The organism is Sphingomonas ginsenosidimutans, assembly GCF_002374835.1.
Lineage (GTDB): Bacteria > Pseudomonadota > Alphaproteobacteria > Sphingomonadales > Sphingomonadaceae > Sphingomonas > Sphingomonas ginsenosidimutans.
The window spans coordinates 134,259-156,724 of the sequence record NZ_NWVD01000003.1; the positions used below are offsets into that span (position 1 = coordinate 134,259).

Below are 22,466 nucleotides of genomic sequence, written 5' to 3' on the forward strand. Positions count from 1 at the left end.
GCGCGCCGGTGCCCGCTATAACGTAGGGCAGTTTCAGGGGGTACGGGTGATGCGTAGCGGTCGGCGTCGGGTGGTGGGACTGGTGGCGCTGGCGGCGATGCTCGCCTCGTGCGGCGGCGGGGACGGCGGGGGCAGCGGCGGCTCTGGCTTCGGCGGATCGACCGGCACCGCGCCCACCCCCTCGCCGTCCCCGTCCCCTTCCAGCAGCGGATCGTGCAGCCTGCGCGCGCGACAGGATTGGGTGCTGGCGCAGATGCGCGAATGGTATCTGTTCCCCGATACGCTGCCGGCGTCGATCGACCCGTCGCGCTACGGCGATGTCGATACGTTCCTGGACGCGCTGACCGCGACGGCGCGGGCGCAGAACAAGGACCGCTATTTCACCTATCTGACGTCGGTGAAGGAAGAGAACGCCTATTACGGCTCCGGCACTACCGCCGGGTTCGGCGTGCGGCTGACGCTGGACCGGTCGAACCGGCTGCTGGTGACCGAATCGTTCGAGGGCGGGCCGGCGCTGGCCGCCAATGTCGATCGCGGCGCTCAGATCGACGCGGTGGGCACCAGCAGCAGCAACCTGCGGACCGTCAGCAGCCTGTTGTCGTCGGGCAATACCGATGCGCTGAACGACGCGCTGGGCCCCGACACGCCGGGCACGACGCGCGTATTCCGCGTCATCGATACGTCGGGCACGCGCGTGGTGACGCTGTCCAAGGCCGATTTCTCGCTCGCACCGGTATCGCCGCGCTACGGCTACAAGGTGATCGACGACGGCGGGCGCAAGGTCGGCTACGTCAACCTGCGCACCTTCATCAGCACCGCCGACGACCAGCTGCGCACCGCCTTCGGCGTGTTCCGCGCGCAGGGTATCACCAACGTCATCGTCGACCTGCGCTACAATGGCGGGGGGCTGCTGGCGACGGCGGAGACGTTCACCGACCTGCTCGGCGGCGCGCGCAGCACCAGCGACGTGCAGACCTATATCGCGTTCCGCCCGAGCAAGTCGAGCAACGACGAGACGATCTATTTCGGACGCGAAGCCAATGCGATCACGCCGACCAAGGTGGCGTTCATCGGCACCGAGGGGACCGCATCGGCCAGCGAATATGTCATCAACGCGATGATCCCGTACCTGCACGGCAATGCCGCGCTGATCGGCAGCAACACCTATGGCAAGCCCGTCGGGCAGATCCCGCTCGACAACCCCGCCTGCCCCGACGACCGGCTGCGCGTGATCGCGCTGGCGCTGCAGAATGCCGCGCGGCAGGGCGATTACTACAACGGGCTGGCGGGCAAGGTAGAGGCCAGCTGCCAGGCGAGCGACGACCTGACCCGCCCGCTGGGCGATGCGAACGAGGCGTCGGTGCGCGCGGCGCTGAACTATCTGGGCGGGCGCGGCTGCACCCCGATCGGCGCGAGCGCATCGGCGCAACGCACCGCCGGACTGACCGCGCAGGCGCGCACGCTGCTGACGCCCGGCCGCCCGCGCACCGCACAGCGCGAGACGCCGGGCCTGTACTGAGGCGCGGCACGCCAGAATCGCGGGTTATGGCCGGTGGTGCGTTTTTCGCTGTCGTGGGCGCCGATGATATGATGTTCTGCGGCGCATGATCGCGCTTTTCCTGGCCCAGGCCGCCGCCGCCGCCGCCGCATCCCCCGCCCCTGCCGCCACCCCGCCCGTCCCGGCGCGGATCGAACGGTTGCTGGAACGCACGCCGGTGATCGACGGGCACAACGATCTGCCGTGGGAAATTCGCCAGCACTATGGCGCGAAGGTCGAGGCGCTGGACCTGCGCACCGATTCGACGCGCTGGCCCTATCCGCTGCAGACCGACATCGCGCGGTTGCGGCGCGGGCACGTCGGCGGGCAGTTCTGGTCGGTCTATATCCCCGCCAGCGCCACCGGGCCGCGCGCGGTGGAAATGACGCTGGAGGAAATCGACATCGTCCGGCGGATGGCGGCGGCCTGGCCCGACGCCTTCGCGCTGGCGGACAGTGCCGACGACGTGCGCCGCGCGCAGAAGAGCGGGCGGATCGCGTCGCTGATCGGGGTCGAGGGCGGGCACCAGATCGACAAACGGCTGTCGGTGCTGCGCCAGTATCGCGCGCTGGGCGTGCGCTACATGACGCTGACCCACGGCAAGAGCCTGGAATGGGCCGACAGCAGCACCGATGCCCCGCGCGCCGGCGGGCTCAACGAATTCGGCCGCCAGGTGGTGAAGGAGATGAACCGCATCGGCATGATCGTCGACGTCAGCCATGTCGCCGACACGACGATGGCCGCCGCGCTGGACGTATCGCGCGCGCCGGTGATCGCCTCGCACTCCTCCGCGCGCGCGATCGCCGATGCGCCGCGCAACATCCCCGACGCGCTGCTCAAGCGGATCGGCGACGGCGGCGGGGTGGTGATGGTCAATTTCTACCCCAGCTTCGTGTCGGCCAAATGGCGCGCCTGGGACGCAGCGCGCACCGCCTTCGCCAAGGGGGCGGGGCTGGCAAGCGACGAATATGGCCCGCGCGCTCCGGCGCCGCTGGTCGCGTGGGACGCGCAGCACCCGGAACCGGTGGTGACCGTCGCCGACGTCGCCGATCATATCGAGCATGTCGCGAAGGTCGCGGGGCGCGGCGCGGTCGGGCTGGGCGGCGATTTCGACGGGATCAGCGGGACCGGGCCGATCGGGCTGAAGGGCGTCGAAGGCTATCCGCTGATCTTCGCCGAGCTGGCGCGGCGCGGGTGGAGCGATGCCGACCTGTCGGGACTGGCGCAGGGCAATATCCTGCGCGTGATCGAGCGGGTGGACGCGGTGGCGGCGTCGATGGCGAAGGAACCGCCGGTCGACGCCACCGCCCCCGACTGACGCGCGCCGGCCGCGATCCCGGCCGGCGCACGCACGATCGTCAGGCCGCGGCCGTCTCCAGCGCGGGATAGTCGATATATCCCTCCGGCCCGGGGGCGTAGAAGGTCTTCGGATTGGGCGTGTTGAGGGCCGCGTCGCGGCGGAACCGCTCCGGCAGGTCGGGATTGGCGATGAACAGCCGGCCCCAGGCGACCGCGTCGGCGACGCCCGAATCGAGATCGGCCTGCGCGGCCTCCTTCGAATAATCCTGGTTCAGCACCAGCGGACCGGTGAACACCTGCCGGATCTTCGGGCTGAGCTTGGGCACCGAACTGGCGCCGAAGGTGCCGTTCTCGGCCTGCTCGCGCAGTTCCAGGAAGGCGATGCCGAGGTCGTTCAGCACCTTCGCCGCGGGGACGAACACCGCTTCAGGGTTTGAATCGTCCGCGCCCTGCGTTTCGCCGTTCGGGGACAGGCGGATCGAGGTGCGCCCCGCGCCGACCTCCGCGATGACGCGCTCCACCACCTCGCGCATCAAACGGATGCGATTTTCCGGCGAGCCGCCGTAATCGTCGTCGCGGTGGTTGGTGTTGTCGCGCAGGAACTGGTCGATGAAATAGCCGTTCGCGCCGTGAATCTGCACCCCGTCGAAACCGGCCGCGATCGCGTTGCGCGCGGCGGCGGCATAATCGTCCAGCGTCTGGCGGATGTCGTCCAGCGTCGCAGCGCGCGGCGTGTCATAGGGGTTCTTGTCGGGATCGTGATAGGGCGCGCGATCGGTCGAGGACGACAGCGACTGCAGCCCGGTGACGTCCGGACGCGCCAGCCGGCCCATGTGCCACAATTGCGCGACGATCCGCCCACCCGCGTCATGCACCGCTTCGGTCACCGGCTTCCACGCCTCGGTCTGTTCCTGCGTCCACAGGCCCGGGGCATTCGGCCAGCCCAGCCCCTGGCGGCTGATCCCGGTCGCCTCGGAGATGATGAGGCCCGCGCCGGCGCGCTGCCGGTAATATTCGATCATCAGATCGGTGGGAACATGGCCGTCGGTGGCGCGGGTACGCGTCAGCGGGGCCATGAAGATGCGGTTCGGGGCAGTGATCGCGCCGATCGTGATCGGGTCGAACAGGCTGGGCATGGAGATGATTTCCTTTGTCACAAAGGTACCTGACGCCGCCAAGCTAGGAAGCTAAGGGGCCACATGCACGCACGTTCGTCGCCTAGAAAAGCTATGCCGGCCCCAAGCGGCGGGCACACCGCCGGTTTCGTCGCTGCGGTGGTGGCCAATGTCGCGCTGGCGTTCGGGCCGATGTTCGTGCGGCTGACCGATACCGGGCCGGTCGCGGCGGCGTTCTGGCGGATGGCGCTGGCACTGCCGCTGCTGTGCGCGGCGGCGTGGATGGCGCGCAACCGCACCGTGCGCGTGCCGCTGTCGTGGCGCAGCGGATTGTTGCTGGCGGGCGCGGGCATCGCTTTCGCCGGCGATCTGGGCAGCTGGCATATCGGCATCCTGCATACGACGCTCGCCAATGCGACGCTGTTCGGCAATGCCGCGACATTCATCTTCCCGATCTGGGGCTTCCTGGTCGCGCGGGCGTGGCCGTCGCGCGGGCAGGCGCTGGCATTGGTGCTGGCGGCGGCGGGTGCGGGGCTGCTGATGGGGCGATCGTACCAGCTGGACCCGCGGCACCTGGTCGGCGACCTGCTGTCCGTCGCGGCAGGCGTGCTGTACGCGGTCTATTTCATCATGATGGCCGATGTGCGCCGGACGATGGCGCCGCTGCCGGCGCTGGCGCTGTCGTCGGCGGCCGCGCTGCTACCGCTGCTGGGATTCGCGCTGCTGCTGGGCGAGCGGGTGGTGCCGACCAACTGGACCCCGGTGATCGGGCTGGCACTGGTCAGCCAGGTCCTGGGGCAGGGGTGCATGATCTATGCGCTGGGCACGCTGTCGCCGCTGGCGATAGGGCTGGCGCTGCTGATCCAGCCGGTGGTCGCAGCGGCGATCGGCTGGATCGGGTTCGGCGAGCAGCTGGGCGCCCCCGATCTGGTCGGCGTGGCGATGGTCGCCGCCGCACTGGTGCTGGTGCGGCGCGAGCCCGGACCTGCTATGGCGGAGATCGACACGCCCACCAACCCGGTGACGGAGGAAACGCGATGACCGATGACCCGACGACCGCGGATCTGACGCTGGACGAGGTGCGCGCGCGGCTGGCAGCCGATCTGGCCGCCAATGCCGCGTTCGACGGCTGGGGCGATGCCGCGCGCGACATGGCCGCCGACGCCGCCGGGATCGACCGTGACATCGCGAGGCTGGCGTTCGCCGGGGGTGCGGGGGCGATGATCGATGCATGGTTCGACGCGATCGACGCGCGTATGGCGCAGGCGCTGCCCCCGGAACGGCTGGCGGCGATGAAGATCCGCGAGCGGATCACCGCGCTGGTCACCGCGCGGCTCGACGCGCTGGCCCCCGACCGCGAAGCGCTGCGCCGCGCGCGCGCGATTCTGGCGCTGCCGACCAACCTGGCCGCCGCGGCGCGACTGGGCTGGCGCAGCGTCGATCGGATGTGGCGGCTGGCCGGCGATACCGCCACCGATTACAACCATTATACCAAGCGCGCGATGTTGCTGGGCGTCTATACCGCGACGATCACCGTGTTCCTGGACGACGAGAGTGAGGGGCAAGCGGAAACGCGGGCGTTCCTGGCGCGGCGGATCGATGGGATCATGCGGTTCGAGCGCGCCAAGGCGGGCATGGCGCGCCGCGCGATCCGCCGCCCCAGCCTGAGCCGGTTCGTCGGACGGCTTCGCTATCCGGTGGTGTAACCGCCAATTGATAATCAGTCGCAGTCGTTATATAGCCGCGGCGTGACGTCGATACTCACCCTGGAAACGCTCCCGCGCCATCAACCCGCCGCGGTCGACACGATCGACTGGGACAGGCTGGCGGCGCCCGAGGCACGGCGGCTGCGCGAACTGGGGTTCGACCAGGGCGTGGCGGTGGAGGTGCTGCATCGCGCGCGGCTGGGCAGCGGGCCGATCGCGTGCCGGATCGGGCGGATGACGGTGGCGCTGCGCCGCGCGGTCGCGCGGTCGATCCGCGTATCGACCGCCACCCTGCCGGCCGAATGACGTCGCCCCCCCCCGCCGCAGCATCGGCCCGGATCGGCTGATGGAGCTTTCCCCGCTGGTCGCGATGGTCGGCAATCCCAATGCCGGCAAGAGCGCATTGTTCAACGCCCTGACCGGTGCCCGCCAGAAAGTGGGCAATTACCCCGGCGTGACCGTGGAACGCCATTCGGGGCGCCTTGCGCTGGACGACGGGCGAGCGGTCGAACTGGTCGACCTGCCCGGCGCCTATAGCCTCGACCCGTCCTCCCCCGACGAGCGCGTGACCCGCGACGTCGTGACGGGGACGCAGGCGGGCGAGCGGCTGCCCGACGCGCTGGTGGTGGTGGTGGATGCCGCCAACCTCGACAACCATCTGCGCTTCGCGTTGCAGCTGATCGCGCTGGGGCTGCCGGTGGTGGTGGCGCTCAACATGGTCGACCTGGCCGAGCGCGACGGGCTGGTGCTCGACCCGGCGGTGCTGGAGCGCGAGCTGGGCGTACCGGTGGTGCCGACCGTCGCGGTGCGCCGCCGCGGGATCGACGTGCTGCGCGCACGGCTGACCGCGCTGGTCGGGGGCACGACCGCGGACCTGCGCCGGCTGCGCCCGTCGGACGGCAGCGTCGACGACGATATCGTCACGCTGCAACGTCGCGCGCGCGCGATCGCCGCCGCGGCGACCGTCAGCGAGACGCCGGTGCGCCGCTGGAACCACGCGGTGGACGCGGTCGCGCTCCACCCGGTCGTGGGGCCGGTGCTGCTCGCCACGCTGCTGTTCGTGATGTTCCAGGCGGTGTTCAGCTGGTCGCAGGCGCCGGTCGCGTGGATCGAGAGCGCGTTCGCTGCGCTGGACGATGTCGTGCGCGCGGCGATGCCCGACGGCTTTCTGCGCTCGCTGCTGACCGACGGGGTAATCGCGGGCGTCGGCGCGGTGCTCGTGTTCCTGCCGCTGATCCTGATCCTGTTCCTGTTCATCCTGGTGCTGGAAGCGTCCGGCTATATGGTGCGCGCGGCGTTCCTGATGGACCGGTTGATGGCCGGGGTCGGGCTGTCGGGGCGCGCTTTCATCCCGCTGCTGTCCAGCTTCGCCTGTGCGGTGCCGGGGATCATGGCGACGCGCACCATCGACGACGAGAAGGACCGGCTGACCACGATCCTGATCGCGCCGCTGATGACCTGTTCGGCACGGCTGCCGGTCTATTCGATCATCATCGCCGCGTTCATCCCCGCGCGGCAGGTGGCGCCGTTCATCGGGCTGCAGGGGCTGGTGCTGTTCGGCCTGTACGTGATGGGGATCGTCGGCGCGTTCGTCGCCGCGCTGGCGCTGCGCCGTACCGTCACCAAGGGCGACAGCTCCGGCTTCATGATGGAGATGCCCAAATACCAGATGCCGCGGCTGGGCGACATCGCGATCGGGCTGTGGAGCCGGGCGTGGATTTTCCTGAAGCGCGCGGGCACCACGATCGCGCTGACCACGGTGATCCTGTGGGCGTTGCTGAGCTTCCCGCAGGCGCCCGCCGGGCAGAAGCAGGCCGAATATTCGGTCGCCGGGCGGATCGCGAGCGGGCTGGAGGTGATCGTCCGCCCGATCGGCTTCAACCACGACATCGCGCTGGCGCTGATCCCCGCGATGGCCGCGCGCGAGGTGGCGGTGGCGGCGATCGGCACCGTCTATGCCATCGACGATGTCGAGGACACGCGCGGCGAGCGCAGCCTGGTCGACAATCTGCGCGGGCGCTGGTCGCTGCCGACCGCGCTGGCGTTCCTGATGTGGTTCGTGTTCGCGCCGCAGTGCATCTCCACCATCGCGGTGACTCGGCGCGAAACGAACGGATGGCGATGGCCCGCGTTCATGGTTGGCTATCTGTTCGCAACCGCCTACGTGATGGCAGGCATTACATATTGGCTGGCGGTGTTCGCCGGCCTCTAAGAGGTTTCCATGGCAGGCAGCGTCAACAAGGTCATTCTCGTCGGCAACCTGGGGCGCGACCCCGAATCGCGGTCGTTCCAGAACGGCGGCAAGGTGGTGAACCTGCGCATCGCGACGTCCGAATCGTGGAAGGACCGCAACACCGGCGAGCGCAAGGAAAAGACCGAATGGCATTCGGTCGCGATCTTCAACGAAGGGCTGGCGAACGTCGCCGAACGCTTCCTGCGCAAGGGTAGCAAGGTCTATGTCGAGGGCCAGTTGCAGACCCGCAAGTGGCAGGACCAGAACGGCCAGGACCGTTATTCCACCGAAGTGGTGCTGCAGGGGTTCAACTCCGTCCTGACGATGCTGGACGGGCCGGGCGGCGGCAATGGCGGCGGCGGTGGCGGCGCACGTGACGATTTCGGCGGCGGCGACGATTTCGGCAGCAGCGGCGGCGGTTACGGCGGCGGCGGCGGCGCACGCGGTGGCGGATCGCGCGGCGGTGCGCCGGCGGGCGGCGGCGGCGGTGCGCGCGGCGGCAATTTCGGCGGCGGCTTCGCGGACGACCTCGACGACGACGTGCCGTTCTAAATGATCGACCTGCCCTGCATCGCGCCGGACGCGAGCGACGAGGCCGAACGGCTTCGCGTGCTCGCCGCGCATCACCCCGCGATGCTCGACGGTGCGGCCGCGCTGCGCCAGATCACCGATTTCGCCGCCCGGCTGTGCGATGCGCCCACCGCGCTGGTCAGCCTGGTCGACGACCAGCGCCAGTTCTTCCTGGCGCGCACCGGGCTGGACGTCACGGAGACGCCGCGCGAACAGTCGTTCTGCGCCCATGCGATGTGGGAACGGGTGCTGATGGTGGTGCCCGATGCGCGCGACGACCTGCGCTTTGCCGACAATCCGCTGGTAACGGGCGAGATGGGGCTGCGTTTCTATGCCGGGATGCCGCTGATTTCGGCCGACGGCTTCCCGCTCGGCTCGCTGTGCGTGATCGACACCCGGCCGCGGCCCGAGGGGCTGACCGACTTGCAGCGCGACGGTCTGGCGGTGCTGGCACAGGCGGTGATGGCGCGGCTGACCGAAACGCGCGACGGCGTCGCACGGCGCGATTCGGAACGCGCCGCACGCCGCGCGGCCACCGACAGCGAAACGCGGTTCCGCACGCTGGCCGACACGATGCCGCAGATGGTGTGGTCGACGCTGCCCGACGGCTATCACGATTATTACAACGCGCGCTGGTACGAATTCACCGGCGCGCCGGCAGGCACCACCGATGGCGAGGGGTGGAACGACATGTTCCATGCCGACGACCAAGAGCGCGCCTGGACGGTGTGGCGCCATTCGTTGGCCACCGGCGATCCCTACCAGATCGAATACCGGCTGCGGCACCATGACGGCACCTATCGCTGGGTGCTGGGGCGCGCGCTGCCGATCCGCAACGCCGACGGGCGGATCACCCGCTGGTTCGGCACCTGCACCGACATTCACGAACAGAAACTGGCGATCGAGGAACGCGAGGTCATCAGCCAGGAGCTGAGCCACCGTATCAAGAACATCTTCTCGGTCATCGCCGGGCTGATCCAGTTCGCCGCGCGCACCCATCCGGAGGCGGCGGGAGTGGCGCACGATCTGCGCCATCGCATCACCGCACTGGGCCGCGCGCACGATTTCGTCCGCCCGCACAGCCCGCAGTCGCGGCCGAGTGTCCAGCAGGACAGCCTGCACGGGCTGTTGGGCGAGTTGTTCGTGCCGTACCGGCGCGACGACGGCGACCGGGTGCGCGTGTCGGGGGACGATGTCGCGGTGGACGATCGCGCGGCGACCCCGCTGGCGCTGCTGTTCCACGAACTGGCCACCAACGCGAGCAAATATGGCGCGCTGTCGGTGCTGGACGGGCGGGTCGACCTGTCGGTTGCGCGCCGGGACGAGGTGGTGACGCTGACCTGGGCCGAACGAGACGGGCCCGCGGTATCACCGCCGCCTGCTTCGCAGCACGGCTTCGGCAGCCAGTTGATCGAAATGAGCGCCGTGCGTCAGCTGGGCGGCAGCGTCACGCGCGACTGGCAACCCGCCGGGCTGGTGGTCGAGGTCACCGTGCCCGTGCCGGCGTTCAGCCGGGTTGCCGCCACCTGACGAAATCCTGGCTGACGCTGGTCGCCTCTCCCGCGGTCGCAATCTGCGCCGCGGTCAGGATCGCTTCGTCGTTGAACGGCTTGCGGATGTAACCCAGCGACACGCCGGGATCGGCGATCTGGCCGGGATTGGCGGTGACGAACACCACCTTCACGCCATGATCGCGCATGATCCGCTCCGCGATCACCGGGCCGGTCGGCCCGTCGCGCAGGTTCACGTCGACGAACGCAAAGGAACATCCCGGCGCCGCCTGAAGCGCGGTATCGGCATCGGCAGCGATCGCGGCGACGCGATATCCGGCATCGATCAGGATGCGTTCGAGGTCGAGGGCGACGAAAATCTCGTCTTCAACGATGAGCGCGGTCTTTTGCATCAAAGTGGTTCCGATCGCCGCCTTAACCGAAATCAAACCGACTTGTTCCGTGTCAGCAGAAATACGGCGTGTTCGGCCAGCATATTCGCGGCGGCCCCGCCGGTGCTCTTGTCCCCCGACAGGAACCACGCGCCCTCCACCGTCACCGCGCGTTCGCGCAGGTAGGCACGGAAATCGTCGATCGTCAGGTGGTGGATGTTGGGCGTGTCGTACCAGCGTTCGGGCAGCAGCCGCGTCACCGGCATCCGCCCGCCCCACAACAGCGACAGCCGCACGCGCCAGTGCGCGAAATTGGGGAAGCTGACGAAGGCATGGCGGCCGATCCGCAGCAATTCGTCCAGCACGCGGTCGGGGGCGCGCGCGGTCTGCAGCGTCTGGCTGAGGATCGCGTAATCGAAACTCTGGTCCGGATAGCCGGCCAGATCGGTATCGGCATCGCCCTGGATCACCGACAGCCCGCGCGCCACCGCGGCGGCGACATTGCCGCGGTCAAGCTCCAGCCCGCGCGCATCGACGTCGCGGGTATCGCGCAGCGCGGCCATCAGTTCGCCGTCGCCGCAGCCGACGTCCAGCACGCGCGCGCCGGTGGGGACGTGGCCCGCGATGATCGCCAGATCGGGACGCAGGCTCATCGCACCGCCCCCAGGAAGCCGGCGATCACCCGTTCGAGGTCGGGCGAATCGAGCAGGAAGGCGTCATGGCCATAGGGGCTGGACAGTTCGACGAAGCTGGCCGGCGCGCCGGCGGCGTTCAGCGCCTGCACAATGCTGCGCGATTCGGCGGTGGGATAGAGCCAGTCGGTATCGAAACTGACCAGGCAGAAGCGCGTGCCCGTGCCGCGGAACGCCTGCGCCAGCAGCCCGCCATGTTCCTCCGCCAGATCGAAATAATCCATCGCGCGGGTGATATAGAGGTACGAATTGGCGTCGAACCGGTCGGTGAAGGCCAGCCCTTGGTGTCGCAGATAGCTTTCGACCTGGAAATCGGCGTCGAAGCCGAAGCTCTTGCGCTCGCGCGCCTGCAACCGGCGGCCGAACTTCTCGGTCAGCCCGGCTTCGGACAGATAGGTGATGTGCGCCGCCATCCGCGCCACCGCCAGCCCGGCGGCAGGCGGATCGCCGTCGTAATAATCGCCGCCGCGCCAGTTGGGATCGGCCATCACCGCCTGTCGCCCCACCTCGTGAAAGGCGATGTTCTGCGCGGTGTGGCGCGCGGTGGAGGCGATGACGACCGCGGCGGGCACCCGATCGGGATAGGTCGCCGCCCAGCTGAGCGCCTGCATCCCGCCCATCGACCCGCCGACCACCGCCGCCAGCCGCGCGACGCCCAGGTGATCGAGCAGCAGCGCCTGCGCACGGACCATGTCGCGGATCGTGATGACCGGGAAGTCCATGGCATAGGGGCGGCCGGTCGCGGGATCGGTGCTGGCCGGGCCGGACGTGCCCATGCAGCTGCCCAGCACGTTGGCGCACACCACGAAGAAGCGGTCGGTGTCGATCGGCCGCCCCGGCCCCACCACCCGCGTCCACCACCCCGGCTTGCCGGTGCGCGGGTTGGGGCCGGCGACATGCTGGTCCATGGTCAGCGCATGGCAGACCAGCAGCGCGTTGCCGCGATCAGCCGCCAGCGTACCATAGGTTTCGTAGGCGATCTCGACCGGCGCGAGCAGCGCGCCGCTGTCCAGTTTCAGCGGGCCGGGCAGCGTCACCCGCCGCGCGAGGCCGAACCGCTGGTCGATGGGGTCGGTAGTGGTAAGCATCGAACCACCGCCTTAGCCCCGTCGTCCCCACGAAGTCGAGCAGTGCCGGCCCGCACCCGCGTTGCCACGCGCGCGTCCGCCCCGTACAGCGCAGCGCCATGACGCAGACCCCCAACGCCCCCGTCGCCAAGCCCTGGATCCTGGGCATCGCCCCCTACATCCCCGGTCGCGCCACGTCCGAGGACGGGCGCCCGGTGATCAAGCTGTCGTCGAACGAAAATCCGTTCGGCACGCCGGAGGCGGCGCGCGCCGCCTATCGCGATGCCGCCGGCGAGCTGGAACGCTATCCCGATGCCGCCGCCGCCGACCTGCGCGACGCGCTGGCCGCGCATTACGGGATCGAGGCCGATCGCATCATCTACGGCACCGGTTCGGACGAGGTGCTTCACCTGGCCGCCGGCACCTTCGCCGGGGTGGGCGACGAGATCGTGTTCGTCCGCTACGGCTTTGCGGTGTACGAGATCGCGACGCGGCGCGTCGGCGCGGTGCCGGTGGTGGCGCCCGACGCCGATTACGCCACCGACGTCGACGCGATCCTGGCGGCGGTGACCGAGCGGACGCGCGTCGTGTTCGTCGCCAACCCCAACAACCCGACCGGCACCTATACGCCGCGTGGCGAAATCGCGCGGCTGCACGCGGCGTTGCCGCGCGACGTGCTGCTGGTGATCGACCAGGCCTATACCGAGTATCTGGAGCCGGAGGACGACGACGGCGCGCTGGAGCTGGCGCGCACCCAGCCCAACGTGCTGGTGACGCGCACCTTCTCCAAGATCTTCGGGCTGGCGGCGGAGCGGGTCGGCTGGGGCTATGGCGCGGCGGAACTGATCCGGGCGATGCACCGCATCCGCGCGCCGTTCAGCTTCGGCATCGGCGCGCAGCGCGCGGCGATCGCGGCGCTGGGCGACGACGCCTTCGTGCGCCACAGCCGCGAGCACAACCGCCAGTGGCGTGCATGGTTCGCCGACCAGATCGCGGCGATGGGCAACGCCGGGCTGCGCGCGGTGCCCAGCAAGGCCAATTTCGTGCTGGTGCTGTTCGAAGGGGCGCTGACCGCGGAGGTCGCCTATCACGCGCTGATGGCCGCGGGCTATGCCACGCGCTGGCTGCCGGGACAGGGGCTGCCGCACGGGCTGCGCATCACGATCGGCAGCGAGGCGGACATGCGCGCGGTGCTGGGCGTGCTGCGCGCCGAGGTGGAGAAGGCGGGCTGATGCTGCCGTTCTCGCGGGTCAGCATCATCGGGCTGGGGCTGATCGGCAGCTCGATCGCGCGCGCGGTGCGCCAGTCGATGCCGACCGTCCGGCTGACCGGGCATGACGCCAGCGCCGCGGTGCGCGAGGTGGCGCGGCGCATCGACCTGACCGACGATGTCGCCGACACGGCCGGCGCGGCGGTGATCGACGCCGATCTGGTGATCCTGTGCGTGCCGGTCGGCGCGATGGGCGACGTCGCCGCCGCGATCGCCCCCGACCTGCCCGACGATGCGATCGTCAGCGACGTGGGCAGTTGCAAGACATCGGTGGCGCAGGCGCTGTCGGCGGTGCTGCCGGAGGCGCGCGTCGTCCCCGCGCATCCCGTCGCGGGGACCGAGCAGAGCGGACCGGAGGCAGGATTCGCCACCTTGTTCCGCGGCCGCTGGTGCATCGTCACCCCCCTGCCCGGCAGCGATGCGGCGGCGACCGCGCGGGTCGAGGAATTCTGGCGCCGGCTGGGCGCCGACGTGGAGCGGATGGCCCCCGACCACCACGACCTGGTGCTGGCGGTGACCAGCCACCTGCCGCACCTGATCGCCTATACGATCGTGGGCACCGCCGACGATCTGGAGCAGGTGACCCAGTCGGAGGTCATCAAGTTTTCCGCCGGCGGCTTCCGCGACTTCACGCGCATCGCCGCGTCCGATCCGACGATGTGGCGCGACGTGTTCCTGGCGAACAAGGATGCGGTGCTGGAGATGCTGCAACGGTTCAGCGAGGATCTGAGCCAGTTGCAGCGCGCGATCCGCTGGGGCGACGGCGATGCACTGTTCGACCGGTTCGCGCGCACCCGCATGATCCGCCGCTCGATCGTCGACCAGGGACAGGACGATCCGGCCGCCGATTTCGGCCGGCGGCACGACTGACCGGCGGGTCATACGTAGCGGAAGAACAGGAACGTCCGGCAATGGCCGTCGCCCGCGTCGATCCGCCAGGCATAGTCGCATTCCTGCGCGAACGCTTTGAGGTTGGCGAGCGCGCGCCGGTGCATCGCACCCTCCCCCCGCGGCGTCGCGATCAGGCAGCCGAGCCGCCGGTCGGTATGCGTCTTCTCGATCGCGGCGGCGCATCGCACCGCCGCCGCCATCACCTGTTCCAGGCGATCGGCGGTGAACCGGGTCTTGATCTGCTTGAACTCCAGCCCGCAGTGGAACCGGTCGGTGCCCATCCACATGTCCCAGCGGCCGCGAACATAGCGGCGTCCGCGCCCGATCCCGCGCTTTTCCTGCGTAAATTCGGCCAATGCCAGTTGACCCGAGGCCATCGCGGCGGAGCATAACAGGCTGACGCTGGCGGTTTCGTTATAGGCGAACGGATCATCGTCGCATTCGCGGTAGAACCGTTCAGCCAGCAAGGCGGCGTGATCCAGCCATGACTGGAAATAGCGATATTCGCGGTGCGTTTCGTTGCCCTTCAGCTTTTCCGCGCCGACACCCGCCATGGCCATCCCCTTGTTGGTGGGGATGCAGGAGAACGGGGGAGCCGCGGGGTACGCAAGCCCGCGGAACCACGATCCATCCGATACGGATCAGTCGTTGAGCGCGTTGATCGCCGCGTGGACACGCGCCTCCACCTCCGCGCGCGGCAGGCCGGGGGGGATCGGCGTACCGAAGCGCAGCGTCAGCGTGCCGGGCCGCGCGGTGCCGTGGCGCGGCACCAGCCGCCCGGAATCGCTGGCGATCGGCACCACCGGCAGTCCCATCGCCTTGTACAGGCCGACGAAGCCGGGTTTGAGCGCGGAGCGCTCGCCATGCGGCACGCGCGTCCCCTCCGGGAAGATCAGAACCGACCGGCCGGCGGCGCGCACCGCCGCGCCCTCGCGCAGCAGCTGGCGCATCGCCTTGCCGCCTGCCTCCCGGTCGATCGCAACCGCGCCGTAGTTCCTGGCCATCGCGCCCCAGACCGGGATGCGCAGCAATTCCTGCTTCAGGACGATCAGCGGGCCGTCGATCCGGTCGACCAGTTCGAACGTTTCGAACATCGTCTCATGCTTGGCGACGTAGAGCGCCGGGCCGTCGTACAGCGCGCCCTCCATCCGCACCCGCACGCCCAGAATCGCGCGCGCCAGCCAGCGGTGCATCCGCACCCAGCCATGCGCATAGCGCTGCACCGCGCGGCGCCCGAACGGGATCGCCAGCGGCCCGGCCAGCACCACCGGCACCGACAGCGCGTAGAAGGCGAAACGGAAGGCATAGGTGCGCAGCGCGTTCATGCGATCGCCGCCCACCACAGGACGACGCGGCGCAGCAGCAGCTTGTGATATTCGTTCATCGCCTGACCGATCGTCGGAAAACTGGGGACGCCGTCGACCACCACCGTCACGTCGCGCCCCAGCGCCGACCCCAGTTCCAGCCGCGCGCGCCGCGCATGCCAGTCCGACGTCACCAGGCGGATCGTGCGATAGCCGTGCGCGCGGACCCAGGCAGCGGTTTCCTCCGCATTGCCGCGGGTATCGACCGCCTCCGCGCCCAGATCGACGCAACAGGCGATCGTGCGCGCATGGCCCGCGACCCGCGCCAGATCGGCGCGCGTCACCCCCGGCGCAGTGCCGGTCACCAGCATCCGCCGCGCGCGGCCATGTTCCAGCAGGTCCAGCCCGCGCGCGATCCGCCCGGCCGCGCCGGTCGGCACGACGATCGCGTCGGTGGTCACGTCGTCCGCCGCGGGGCCGGGCAGCATCAGCATGAACGCGGCGAAGCCCAGCGCCCAGCCGAGCACCACCAGCGCCGCCAGCCGCCGGATCACAGCTGCCGCCCCATGGTGCGCATGATCGCGCGGCGCGCGACGAGGGCAGCGAGCGCGACGAACGCGAACGGCAGCGCGATCACCGCGCCCCAGCCGCCCTGCCCCAGCGTGATCCCGCCCAGCAGCTGCGATCCGCTGCCCGATGCCTGCATGCCCAGCCCGCCCACCACCAGCCAGCCGGCCACGCCGCCGACGCACGCCCCCAGCGCCGCGTCGCGCGCGATCCGCCGCTGGAACAGCCGCGCGACCTGCACGTCGGTGGCGCCCAGCCCGTGCATCACCTCGATCGTGGCGCGATGCGCCTCCAGCCCGGACCGCGCCGCCAGCACGATCACCGCCGCCGATGCCGCCGCCATCAACGCCACCAGCGCCGCGGCCAGCGCGGTCAGCAGCCGCAGCAGCCGCCCGACCGCCGCCAGCGCATCGCCATGCCGGTCGACCCGCGCGCCCGGCGCCAGTCGCGCCGCCAGCGTGCGGACGCGGTCGAGCGCATCGGCGCGCTCGGCCAGGTCGACGTCGATCAGCGCGGGCACCGGCAGATCGGCATCGCGCGCCGCATCGCCCAGCCACGGCCCCAGCAGCCGCGCCAGTTCCTGCCGCGACACGGGAGTGGCGCCCCTCACTGCCGACGACTGGCGCAGCGCGGCCAGCACCCGCGCCGCGGCGGCGGTGCGCGCGGCGGAATCGGCATCGACGATCTGCACCGTCGCACGCCCGGCCAGCGCCTGTCCCAGCGCGGCGGCGGCGCGCGCGGTGCCGATGCCCGCCGCGGTTGCGAGCACGGTCAGGAACAGCATGATCGCCAGCACCCACGCCATCGCGCGTCCCTGTCGGGCGGCATCGAGGATCCGGGCGGTCGCCGCGGTCATGCCGGCCCCCGCCCCGGCGGGAAGCGCAGCGCGCCGGTGGGATCGTGCAGCTGGCCGTCGACGATGCGCATCATCTGCGCGGCCTTGATCCTGTTGAGCAGGGTCAGGTCGTGGGTGGCGACCACCACCGTGGTGCCCAGCCCATTGAGCGAACCGAACAGCTGCATCAGCCGCTCCGCCATCGCTTCGTCCACGTTGCCGGTGGGTTCGTCGGCGACCAGCAGTTCGGGGCGGCCGATCACCGCGCGCGCGATCGCGACGCGCTGCTGCTCCCCGCCCGACAGCGTCGGCGGGCGCGCATCGGCGCGGTGCGACAGCCCGACCCAGGCCAACATCTCGCGCACCGCGTCGCGCACCTCGGTTTCCAGCACCCCGGCGATGCGCAGCGGCAGCGCGACATTGTCGGCGATCGACAGATGCGGGACCAGCCGGAAATCCTGATAGACGACGCCGATCCGCCGCCGGAATCCGGGCATCCGCGCGCGCGGCAGCGTGACGACATCGGTGCCGAACAGCCGGATCACCCCGCGGCTGGGACGCTGCGCCAGGTACAACAGCTTCAACAGCGAGGTCTTGCCCGCGCCGCTGGCCCCGGTCAGGAAATAGAATTCCCCCGCCGCCAGCGTGAAGCTGAGGTCGCGCAGCACCTCGTCGCCATGGCCGTAGCGCAATCCGACATTCTCGAACTGGACGATGCCCGCCACGCGGCCCTGACCTATCCCTGCTTTGTTCCGCGACGCGCGGCCGCCCCGACGCCATCGCATGGGGCCGTGTGCGCATCAAGCGCGGCGACACCGGCTTGCCATTGCCGGTAAGCCGGTGTTTAGATTCCGTTCCCGTCCAGCCGGTGCCCCGCGTCCATGATCCTTGAATGTCCCGAATGCCGCGCCCGCTATCTGGTGCCCGACAGCGCGATCGGCCCCACCGGCCGCACCGTGCGCTGCGCCAATTGCCGCCACAGCTGGCATCAGGACGGGCCGGAACTGCCACCGCCGCCGCCACCCGCACCCGAACCCGCCGCCTTCGCGCCGGCCGACCTGCCGCCCGAAACCGCGGTGGTCGCGGTGCCGGCGCAGCCCGAGCCGTCCTATTCCGCCCCGCCCCCGCCCGGCGTGGCGGCGACATATGTCGATCCGGCGGTGGACGCGGGTGCGGCGGGCGGCGCAGGGTACGATGCCTTCGCGCACCGCCCGCCGTTCAAGCGCACGCGCAACACCACGCGGATGCGCACCATCGCCAGCTTGGCGGCGGGGCTGCTGATGCTGGTGGCGGTCGGCATCATCCTGTGGACCACCGCGCCGGGGCTGGCGCAGCAGATCGGGCTGTCGATCGGGCCGGACGAACTGCCGCTGACGATCGACGACAACCCGATCGAGCGGCGCAAGATGGCCAATGGATCGGAGCTGTTCGCGGTCAGCGGACAGATCACCAATCCCTCCGCCACGCGCCAGCGCGTCCCCGACATCCGCGCGGACCTGCGCGATTCGCAGGGGAAGATCGTGTTCAGCTGGACGATCACGCCGCAACAGCGCTCGCTCGCGCCCAATGCGGTGATCGACTTCAACTCCGCACAGGTGGACGTGCCGGCCAGTTCGAAGCGGCTCGACCTCAGCTTCGTCGGCGAGGCGAGCTGAGCGCGAACATATCCGTTGCCAGCCCCCGGCCGCGATGCTAGGGGCGCGTCCCTGCCAAACCCCGGCGCTGCCCGGTGGTCATCACGTGCGGCCGTGGCGGAATTGGTAGACGCGCAACGTTGAGGTCGTTGTGTCCGAAAGGACGTGGAAGTTCGAGTCTTCTCGGCCGCACCACACTAATGAAAGTGGACCCCATATGAGGACAGGGCCGGGCGCCCGTTCGTGGGGGTGATCGCGTTCGACGCTTAACTTATTGGTCAATGTTGCTCAGATGTTCTTGCCGCAATGACAGGCGGGGCGGCATGAATCAGACACCACGCGGTAGGACGTCGAGCGCTTTTTCATGGTGGCTGCGAACAGGCGGGCTGCCCCGAGCGGTCAGTCCTGACGGCCTCGAACTCAAATTCAACCCATGGCACGATCCGGCGGACGGTCGGTTCACCTTTGCCGGCGCGGGACGCCACTATGGTGCCGATGCGACCGGCGGGGCGAGCCGTCGCACGTCCGCCCGCTCCGGCGCCGCGCGTGCTTCACGGAGGAACTGAACCCCGACACCGCAGTGAAGATGATGGAGGCCTTGGCTGGTCATCTTCAAGAAATGGACAAGGGATTTCTTCGTGAACTGGTGGTCGCATTTCAGATCATAGCCGAGAACTACAGCGGCGAGGAGCAAAAGGTAGTGCGCAGCATAGCTGATGGCTATTATCTCGAAGAGGCGTTGGCGGCCGACGGCCCCGTCAAGCTGGCGGAGTTGGAAGCGTTGCGCGACGCGAGGGATTGAACGACATGATGTGGACCCGTGGAAAATCTCAAGGCCGCCTGATGTCGGCGTCGACACTTGCATCATGTGACGTGCGACCGACCGAAATTCCCGAACGATCCGAGTGCCCGATTTTATGCCCTGTGGGGCACCAGATTGCCGGCATGTGACCGGTGGCGATGCCACGGGGCACACCTGCCCCCTGACACGCCCGTCGCGCGTTATATGCCGCGATGAGCCCCGACGCCGACGGCATCACCCCGCATATCCACGCGATCGGCACCGCCGTTCCCGCACAGGATATCCATGACGCGTTCCGCCGCTGGGCGGGCGCGCGGCTGCCGGCGCGCGAGGCGCAGCTGTTCGAGCGGATGGCGGCGCGATCGGGCATCCGCCACCGCTGGTCCGTGCTGCCGCAGACGCCTGGATCACCGATCGACGACGGCGGCTTCTACGCGGTCGATCCGTTGCCCGGCACGGCGGCGCGGATGGCGATCTATGCCGAGGCCGCGCCCAAATTGGCGCTGGCGGCGATCGCCGATCTGGCGACGCGCGTGCCGGTCGACGGCATCACGCATCTGGTGGTGGCCAGCTGCACCGGCTTCGTCGCGCCGGGCATCGACCAGATCATCGCCGCGCGCCTTAGCCTGTCCCCAGCGGTCGAGCGCACATTGGTGGGGTTCATGGGATGCTATGCCGCGGTCGCGGCGCTGCGCACCGCGCGGCATATCGTGCGGTCCGAACCGGCGGCGCGGGTGCTGGTGGTGACGGTGGAGCTGTCGACGCTGCACCTGCAGGCGGTCGGCACGCTGGAGCCGTTGCTGGCGATGCTCCAGTTCGGCGACGGCGCGGCGGCGGCGCTGGTCAGCGCCGAGGCGCATGGCATCACGATCGGCGCGCCGTTCGTCGCGACGCTGCCGGATTCGGCGGCGCTGATCCGCTGGGACATCACCGACCGTGGCTTTGCGATGCATTTATCGGGCGAAGTGCCGGGGCGGATCGCCGCCGCGCTGCGCGACCCGGCGCTGGTCGCCGTGATCACCGGCGGGGCGGCGGTCGACGGCTGGGCGGTCCATGCCGGGGGCCGGTCGATCCTGGACGCGGTGCAGCAGGCGCTGGCGCTGGACGAGGACGCGCTGGCGGCGTCGCGCGCGGTACTGGCCGATAACGGCAACATGTCGTCGGCGACGCTGATGTTCGTGCTGGCGCGCGTGCTGGCCGGGCCGCCCGTGACGCGCGGCGTGGCGCTGGCGTTCGGGCCGGGGCTGGCCGCCGAGGGATTTGCGTTCGGGCACGCAGCGCCATGACGCCGGCGACCCGCGCCATCGCCGAGGAGCTGATGGACGCGGACGACCTGTCCGCCGGAACCTATGCCGATGTCGTGTCCGACCTGGCGCGGGTGAACGTAGTGACGATGGCGGCGCGCCCGACGCTGGCGTTCCTGCGCCGCACCTGCCGCGTGGGCGGGCGCTATCGCGTGCTCGACGTCGGTTACGGCGACGGCGACATGCTGCGCCGGATCGCACGCTGGGGCGAGCGGCGCGGGATCGCATTCGAGCTGGTCGGCATCGACCTGAACCCGCGCAGCGCGGCGGCGGCGCGCGCGCACACGCCGGACGCGATGGCGATCGACTGGCGCACCGGCGATTACGCCGATCTGGCGGGCGAGCCGTGGGACATCATCCTGTCCAGCCTGGTCGCGCACCATATGAGCCATGACCAGCTGGTCGCGTTCCTGCGCTTCATGCAGCGGCACGCGCGGGTCGGCTGGCTGGTCAACGACCTGCACCGCCACGGTTTCGCCTATCGCGGCTGGCCGCTGCTGGCGGCGCTGTTCCGCTGGCACCCGATCGTGCGGCATGACGGGCATCTGTCGATCGCGCGCAGCTATCGCCCCGACGAATGGCCGCCGATCCTGGCGGAGGCGGGCGTTACCGACGCGCGTATCCACCGCGTGTTCCCGTTCCGGCTGTGCGTCGAGCGCCGCTGATCCTGGGCGCCGGGCCGGCGGGCGCCAGCGCGGCGATCGTGCTGGCGCGCGCGGGCGCCGCGCCGCAGGTGATCGAGCGGCAGCGCGAGATTCCCGATGCGCTGTGCGGCGGGTTTCTGAGCTGGCGGACGCTGGCGGCGCTGGAGCGGCTGGGCATCGCCGCCGACCGGCTGAACCCGACGCGGATCGGCACCGTGCGGCTGTTCGCCGCCCGGCGGATGGTAGCGGCGCCGCTGCCCGCGCCCGCGCTGGCGGTGTCGCGTCGCCGCCTCGACACCGTGCTGGCGGACGTGGCGACCGCTGCGGGCGCGCGGATCGAACGCGGGGTGACGGTACGCGCGGTCGACGAGGCAGGCGTGCGCACCGCCGATGGCGCGACGCTGGACAGCGGCGCGATGTTCCTGGCCAACGGCAAGCATGACGTGCGCGGCGCAGCGCGCCCGGCGGCGGCGCGCGGGGACGATCCGACGCTGGGGCTGCGCTGGCGCTGCCCGCCCGCCCCCGCGCTGACGCGGATGGTGGCGGGGGCGATCGAGCTGCACCTGGTGGCACGCGGCTATGTCGGCATCGCGTTGCAGGAGGACGGCAGCGCCAATGTGTGCATGGCGATCCGCCGCTCACGGCTCCATGCGGCGGGCGGCCCGGCGGCGCTGCTGCGCGTGCTGGCGGCGGAGGCGCCGGCGCTGGCCGAGCGGCTGGCGTTCGTGGGCGAAGGCGCGGGCGATGCGATCGCCAACGTCCCCTATGGCTGGCGCGCGACCGCCGGTGCGGTAGGCCGCTATCGGCTGGGCGATCAGGCCGCGGTCATCCCGTCGCTGGCGGGCGAGGGGATCGGGATCGCGGTGGCGAGCGGCGCGTCGGCGGCCGCCGCGTATCTGCGCGACGGAGCGACAGGCGCGCAAGGGTGGCAGCGGAGCTTCGCGCGCCGCGCCGCAGCGCCGCTCGGCTGGGCGGGGGCGGTGTGGCGCATCGCCGAGCGCCCCGCGCTCGCGGCGCTGCTGTTGCCCGCGGCGCGTGCGGGACGGGTGATCCCGCTGATCGCTGCGCTGACGCGGATCGACGGGCGGCACGGCGAATAGCGTCGGGCGAGGCG

Annotated in this window: 24 protein-coding genes and 1 tRNA gene; 16 read left to right on the top strand and 9 right to left on the bottom strand. The window is 70.3% G+C overall.

What is annotated here, in order from left to right:
* Window positions 1-49: 49 nt before the first annotated feature.
* Together COA17_RS09025 and COA17_RS09030 are read left to right on the top strand one after the other, a co-directional pair.
* Window positions 50-1,519, top strand: coding sequence for a S41 family peptidase (locus tag COA17_RS09025; RefSeq protein WP_096611836.1), 1,470 nt, complete (start codon window positions 50-52; stop codon window positions 1,517-1,519).
* Between the two features lie 85 nt (window positions 1,520-1,604).
* A complete protein-coding gene (locus tag COA17_RS09030; protein ID WP_096611838.1) occupies window positions 1,605-2,855 on the top strand; it encodes a dipeptidase in 1,251 nt (416 codons plus the stop codon).
* A gap of 40 nt (window positions 2,856-2,895) precedes the next feature.
* Here the strand turns inward: COA17_RS09030 and COA17_RS09035 are convergent, their stop codons facing one another.
* Window positions 2,896-3,972 (bottom strand): alkene reductase, encoded by a 1,077-nt coding sequence (locus tag COA17_RS09035; protein ID WP_066484696.1) that lies wholly within the window; start codon window positions 3,970-3,972, stop codon window positions 2,896-2,898.
* 93 nt (window positions 3,973-4,065) lie between these two features.
* Here COA17_RS09035 and COA17_RS09040 point away from each other — a divergent pair, with 93 nt between their 5' ends.
* From COA17_RS09040 to COA17_RS09065, 6 genes are read left to right on the top strand one after another with little or no spacing between them, the layout of a single operon-like run.
* Window positions 4,066-4,992: a DMT family transporter gene (locus COA17_RS09040; RefSeq protein WP_245857600.1), complete on the top strand. Its 927-nt coding sequence runs from the start codon at window positions 4,066-4,068 to the stop codon at window positions 4,990-4,992.
* Complete coding sequence (locus COA17_RS09045) at window positions 4,989-5,657, top strand: COQ9 family protein (protein WP_096611843.1); 669 nt, start codon at window positions 4,989-4,991, stop codon at window positions 5,655-5,657. The genes COA17_RS09040 and COA17_RS09045 overlap by 4 nt, the downstream gene beginning before the upstream one ends.
* A 42-nt stretch (window positions 5,658-5,699) precedes the next feature.
* Complete coding sequence (locus COA17_RS09050; protein WP_066484704.1) at window positions 5,700-5,963, top strand: FeoA family protein; 264 nt, start codon at window positions 5,700-5,702, stop codon at window positions 5,961-5,963.
* A gap of 40 nt (window positions 5,964-6,003) precedes the next feature.
* Window positions 6,004-7,869: a ferrous iron transporter B gene (gene feoB, locus COA17_RS09055; protein WP_066484706.1), complete on the top strand. Its 1,866-nt coding sequence runs from the start codon at window positions 6,004-6,006 to the stop codon at window positions 7,867-7,869.
* Between the two features lie 9 nt (window positions 7,870-7,878).
* Window positions 7,879-8,442, top strand: coding sequence for a single-stranded DNA-binding protein (gene ssb / locus COA17_RS09060; RefSeq protein WP_096611845.1), 564 nt, complete (start codon window positions 7,879-7,881; stop codon window positions 8,440-8,442).
* Window positions 8,443-9,990, top strand: a complete 1,548-nt coding sequence (locus COA17_RS09065) for a sensor histidine kinase (RefSeq protein ID WP_096611847.1) — start codon at window positions 8,443-8,445, stop codon at window positions 9,988-9,990. It abuts the gene before it with no gap.
* Here COA17_RS09065 and COA17_RS09070 read toward each other — a convergent pair.
* From COA17_RS09070 to metX, 3 genes are read right to left on the bottom strand one after another with little or no spacing between them, the layout of a single operon-like run.
* Window positions 9,968-10,363 carry a response regulator gene (locus COA17_RS09070; protein WP_176484850.1) on the bottom strand — a complete coding sequence of 132 codons (396 nt, stop codon included), beginning with the start codon at window positions 10,361-10,363 and terminating at the stop codon, window positions 9,968-9,970. The two genes, COA17_RS09065 and COA17_RS09070, sit on opposite strands and share 23 nt — an antisense overlap.
* Window positions 10,364-10,395: 32 nt before the next feature.
* The gene (gene metW, locus COA17_RS09075; protein ID WP_096611849.1) at window positions 10,396-10,995 is read right to left on the bottom strand and encodes a methionine biosynthesis protein MetW; all 600 of its coding nucleotides are present in this window, start codon (window positions 10,993-10,995) and stop codon (window positions 10,396-10,398) included.
* Entirely contained in the window at window positions 10,992-12,122 is a 1,131-nt protein-coding gene (gene metX / locus COA17_RS09080) for a homoserine O-acetyltransferase MetX (protein ID WP_096611851.1), read from the bottom strand. The genes metW and metX overlap by 4 nt, the downstream gene beginning before the upstream one ends.
* 98 nt (window positions 12,123-12,220) lie before the next feature.
* On the opposite strand from metX, the gene hisC reads away from it, so the two are divergent.
* Both hisC and COA17_RS09090 read left to right on the top strand, forming a co-directional pair.
* Complete coding sequence (gene hisC, locus COA17_RS09085) at window positions 12,221-13,333, top strand: histidinol-phosphate transaminase (RefSeq protein ID WP_096611853.1); 1,113 nt, start codon at window positions 12,221-12,223, stop codon at window positions 13,331-13,333.
* Window positions 13,333-14,241 carry a prephenate/arogenate dehydrogenase family protein gene (locus COA17_RS09090; RefSeq protein ID WP_096611855.1) on the top strand — a complete coding sequence of 303 codons (909 nt, stop codon included), beginning with the start codon at window positions 13,333-13,335 and terminating at the stop codon, window positions 14,239-14,241. The genes hisC and COA17_RS09090 overlap by 1 nt, the downstream gene beginning before the upstream one ends.
* Before the next feature lie 8 nt (window positions 14,242-14,249).
* On the opposite strand, the gene COA17_RS09095 is transcribed toward COA17_RS09090, so the two are convergent.
* From COA17_RS09095 to ftsE, 5 genes are all read right to left on the bottom strand, one after another.
* Window positions 14,250-14,816, bottom strand: coding sequence for a hypothetical protein (locus COA17_RS09095; protein ID WP_141397062.1), 567 nt, complete (start codon window positions 14,814-14,816; stop codon window positions 14,250-14,252).
* An 87-nt stretch (window positions 14,817-14,903) separates the two neighbouring features.
* The gene (locus COA17_RS09100) at window positions 14,904-15,587 is read right to left on the bottom strand and encodes a lysophospholipid acyltransferase family protein (protein ID WP_096612238.1); all 684 of its coding nucleotides are present in this window, start codon (window positions 15,585-15,587) and stop codon (window positions 14,904-14,906) included.
* Complete coding sequence (locus tag COA17_RS09105; RefSeq protein WP_245857602.1) at window positions 15,584-16,120, bottom strand: YdcF family protein; 537 nt, start codon at window positions 16,118-16,120, stop codon at window positions 15,584-15,586. The genes COA17_RS09100 and COA17_RS09105 overlap by 4 nt, the downstream gene beginning before the upstream one ends.
* Window positions 16,117-16,989 (bottom strand): cell division protein FtsX, encoded by an 873-nt coding sequence (locus COA17_RS09110; protein WP_096611857.1) that lies wholly within the window; start codon window positions 16,987-16,989, stop codon window positions 16,117-16,119. Before COA17_RS09110 ends, COA17_RS09105 begins: the two co-directional genes overlap by 4 nt.
* On the bottom strand, window positions 16,986-17,693 hold the full coding sequence (gene ftsE / locus COA17_RS09115; protein WP_066484735.1) for a cell division ATP-binding protein FtsE: 708 nt from the start codon (window positions 17,691-17,693) through the stop codon (window positions 16,986-16,988). Before ftsE ends, COA17_RS09110 begins: the two co-directional genes overlap by 4 nt.
* A gap of 156 nt (window positions 17,694-17,849) precedes the next feature.
* Here ftsE and COA17_RS09120 point away from each other — a divergent pair, with 156 nt between their 5' ends.
* The 6 genes from COA17_RS09120 to COA17_RS09150 all read left to right on the top strand — a co-directional run bounded on the left by COA17_RS09120 (window position 17,850) and on the right by COA17_RS09150 (window position 22,452).
* The gene (locus tag COA17_RS09120) at window positions 17,850-18,623 is read left to right on the top strand and encodes a zinc-ribbon domain-containing protein (RefSeq protein ID WP_096611859.1); all 774 of its coding nucleotides are present in this window, start codon (window positions 17,850-17,852) and stop codon (window positions 18,621-18,623) included.
* 87 nt (window positions 18,624-18,710) lie between these two features.
* Window positions 18,711-18,797, top strand: a tRNA-Leu gene (locus COA17_RS09125).
* 385 nt (window positions 18,798-19,182) lie between these two features.
* Window positions 19,183-19,404, top strand: a complete 222-nt coding sequence (locus tag COA17_RS09135; RefSeq protein ID WP_231738521.1) for a hypothetical protein — start codon at window positions 19,183-19,185, stop codon at window positions 19,402-19,404.
* 212 nt (window positions 19,405-19,616) lie between these two features.
* Window positions 19,617-20,690, top strand: a complete 1,074-nt coding sequence (locus COA17_RS09140) for a type III polyketide synthase (RefSeq protein ID WP_096611861.1) — start codon at window positions 19,617-19,619, stop codon at window positions 20,688-20,690.
* The gene (locus COA17_RS09145; protein WP_096611863.1) at window positions 20,687-21,373 is read left to right on the top strand and encodes a methyltransferase domain-containing protein; all 687 of its coding nucleotides are present in this window, start codon (window positions 20,687-20,689) and stop codon (window positions 21,371-21,373) included. Before COA17_RS09140 ends, COA17_RS09145 begins: the two co-directional genes overlap by 4 nt.
* Window positions 21,355-22,452 (top strand): NAD(P)/FAD-dependent oxidoreductase, encoded by a 1,098-nt coding sequence (locus tag COA17_RS09150; protein WP_096611865.1) that lies wholly within the window; start codon window positions 21,355-21,357, stop codon window positions 22,450-22,452. The genes COA17_RS09145 and COA17_RS09150 overlap by 19 nt, the downstream gene beginning before the upstream one ends.
* Window positions 22,453-22,466 lie beyond the last annotated feature (14 nt).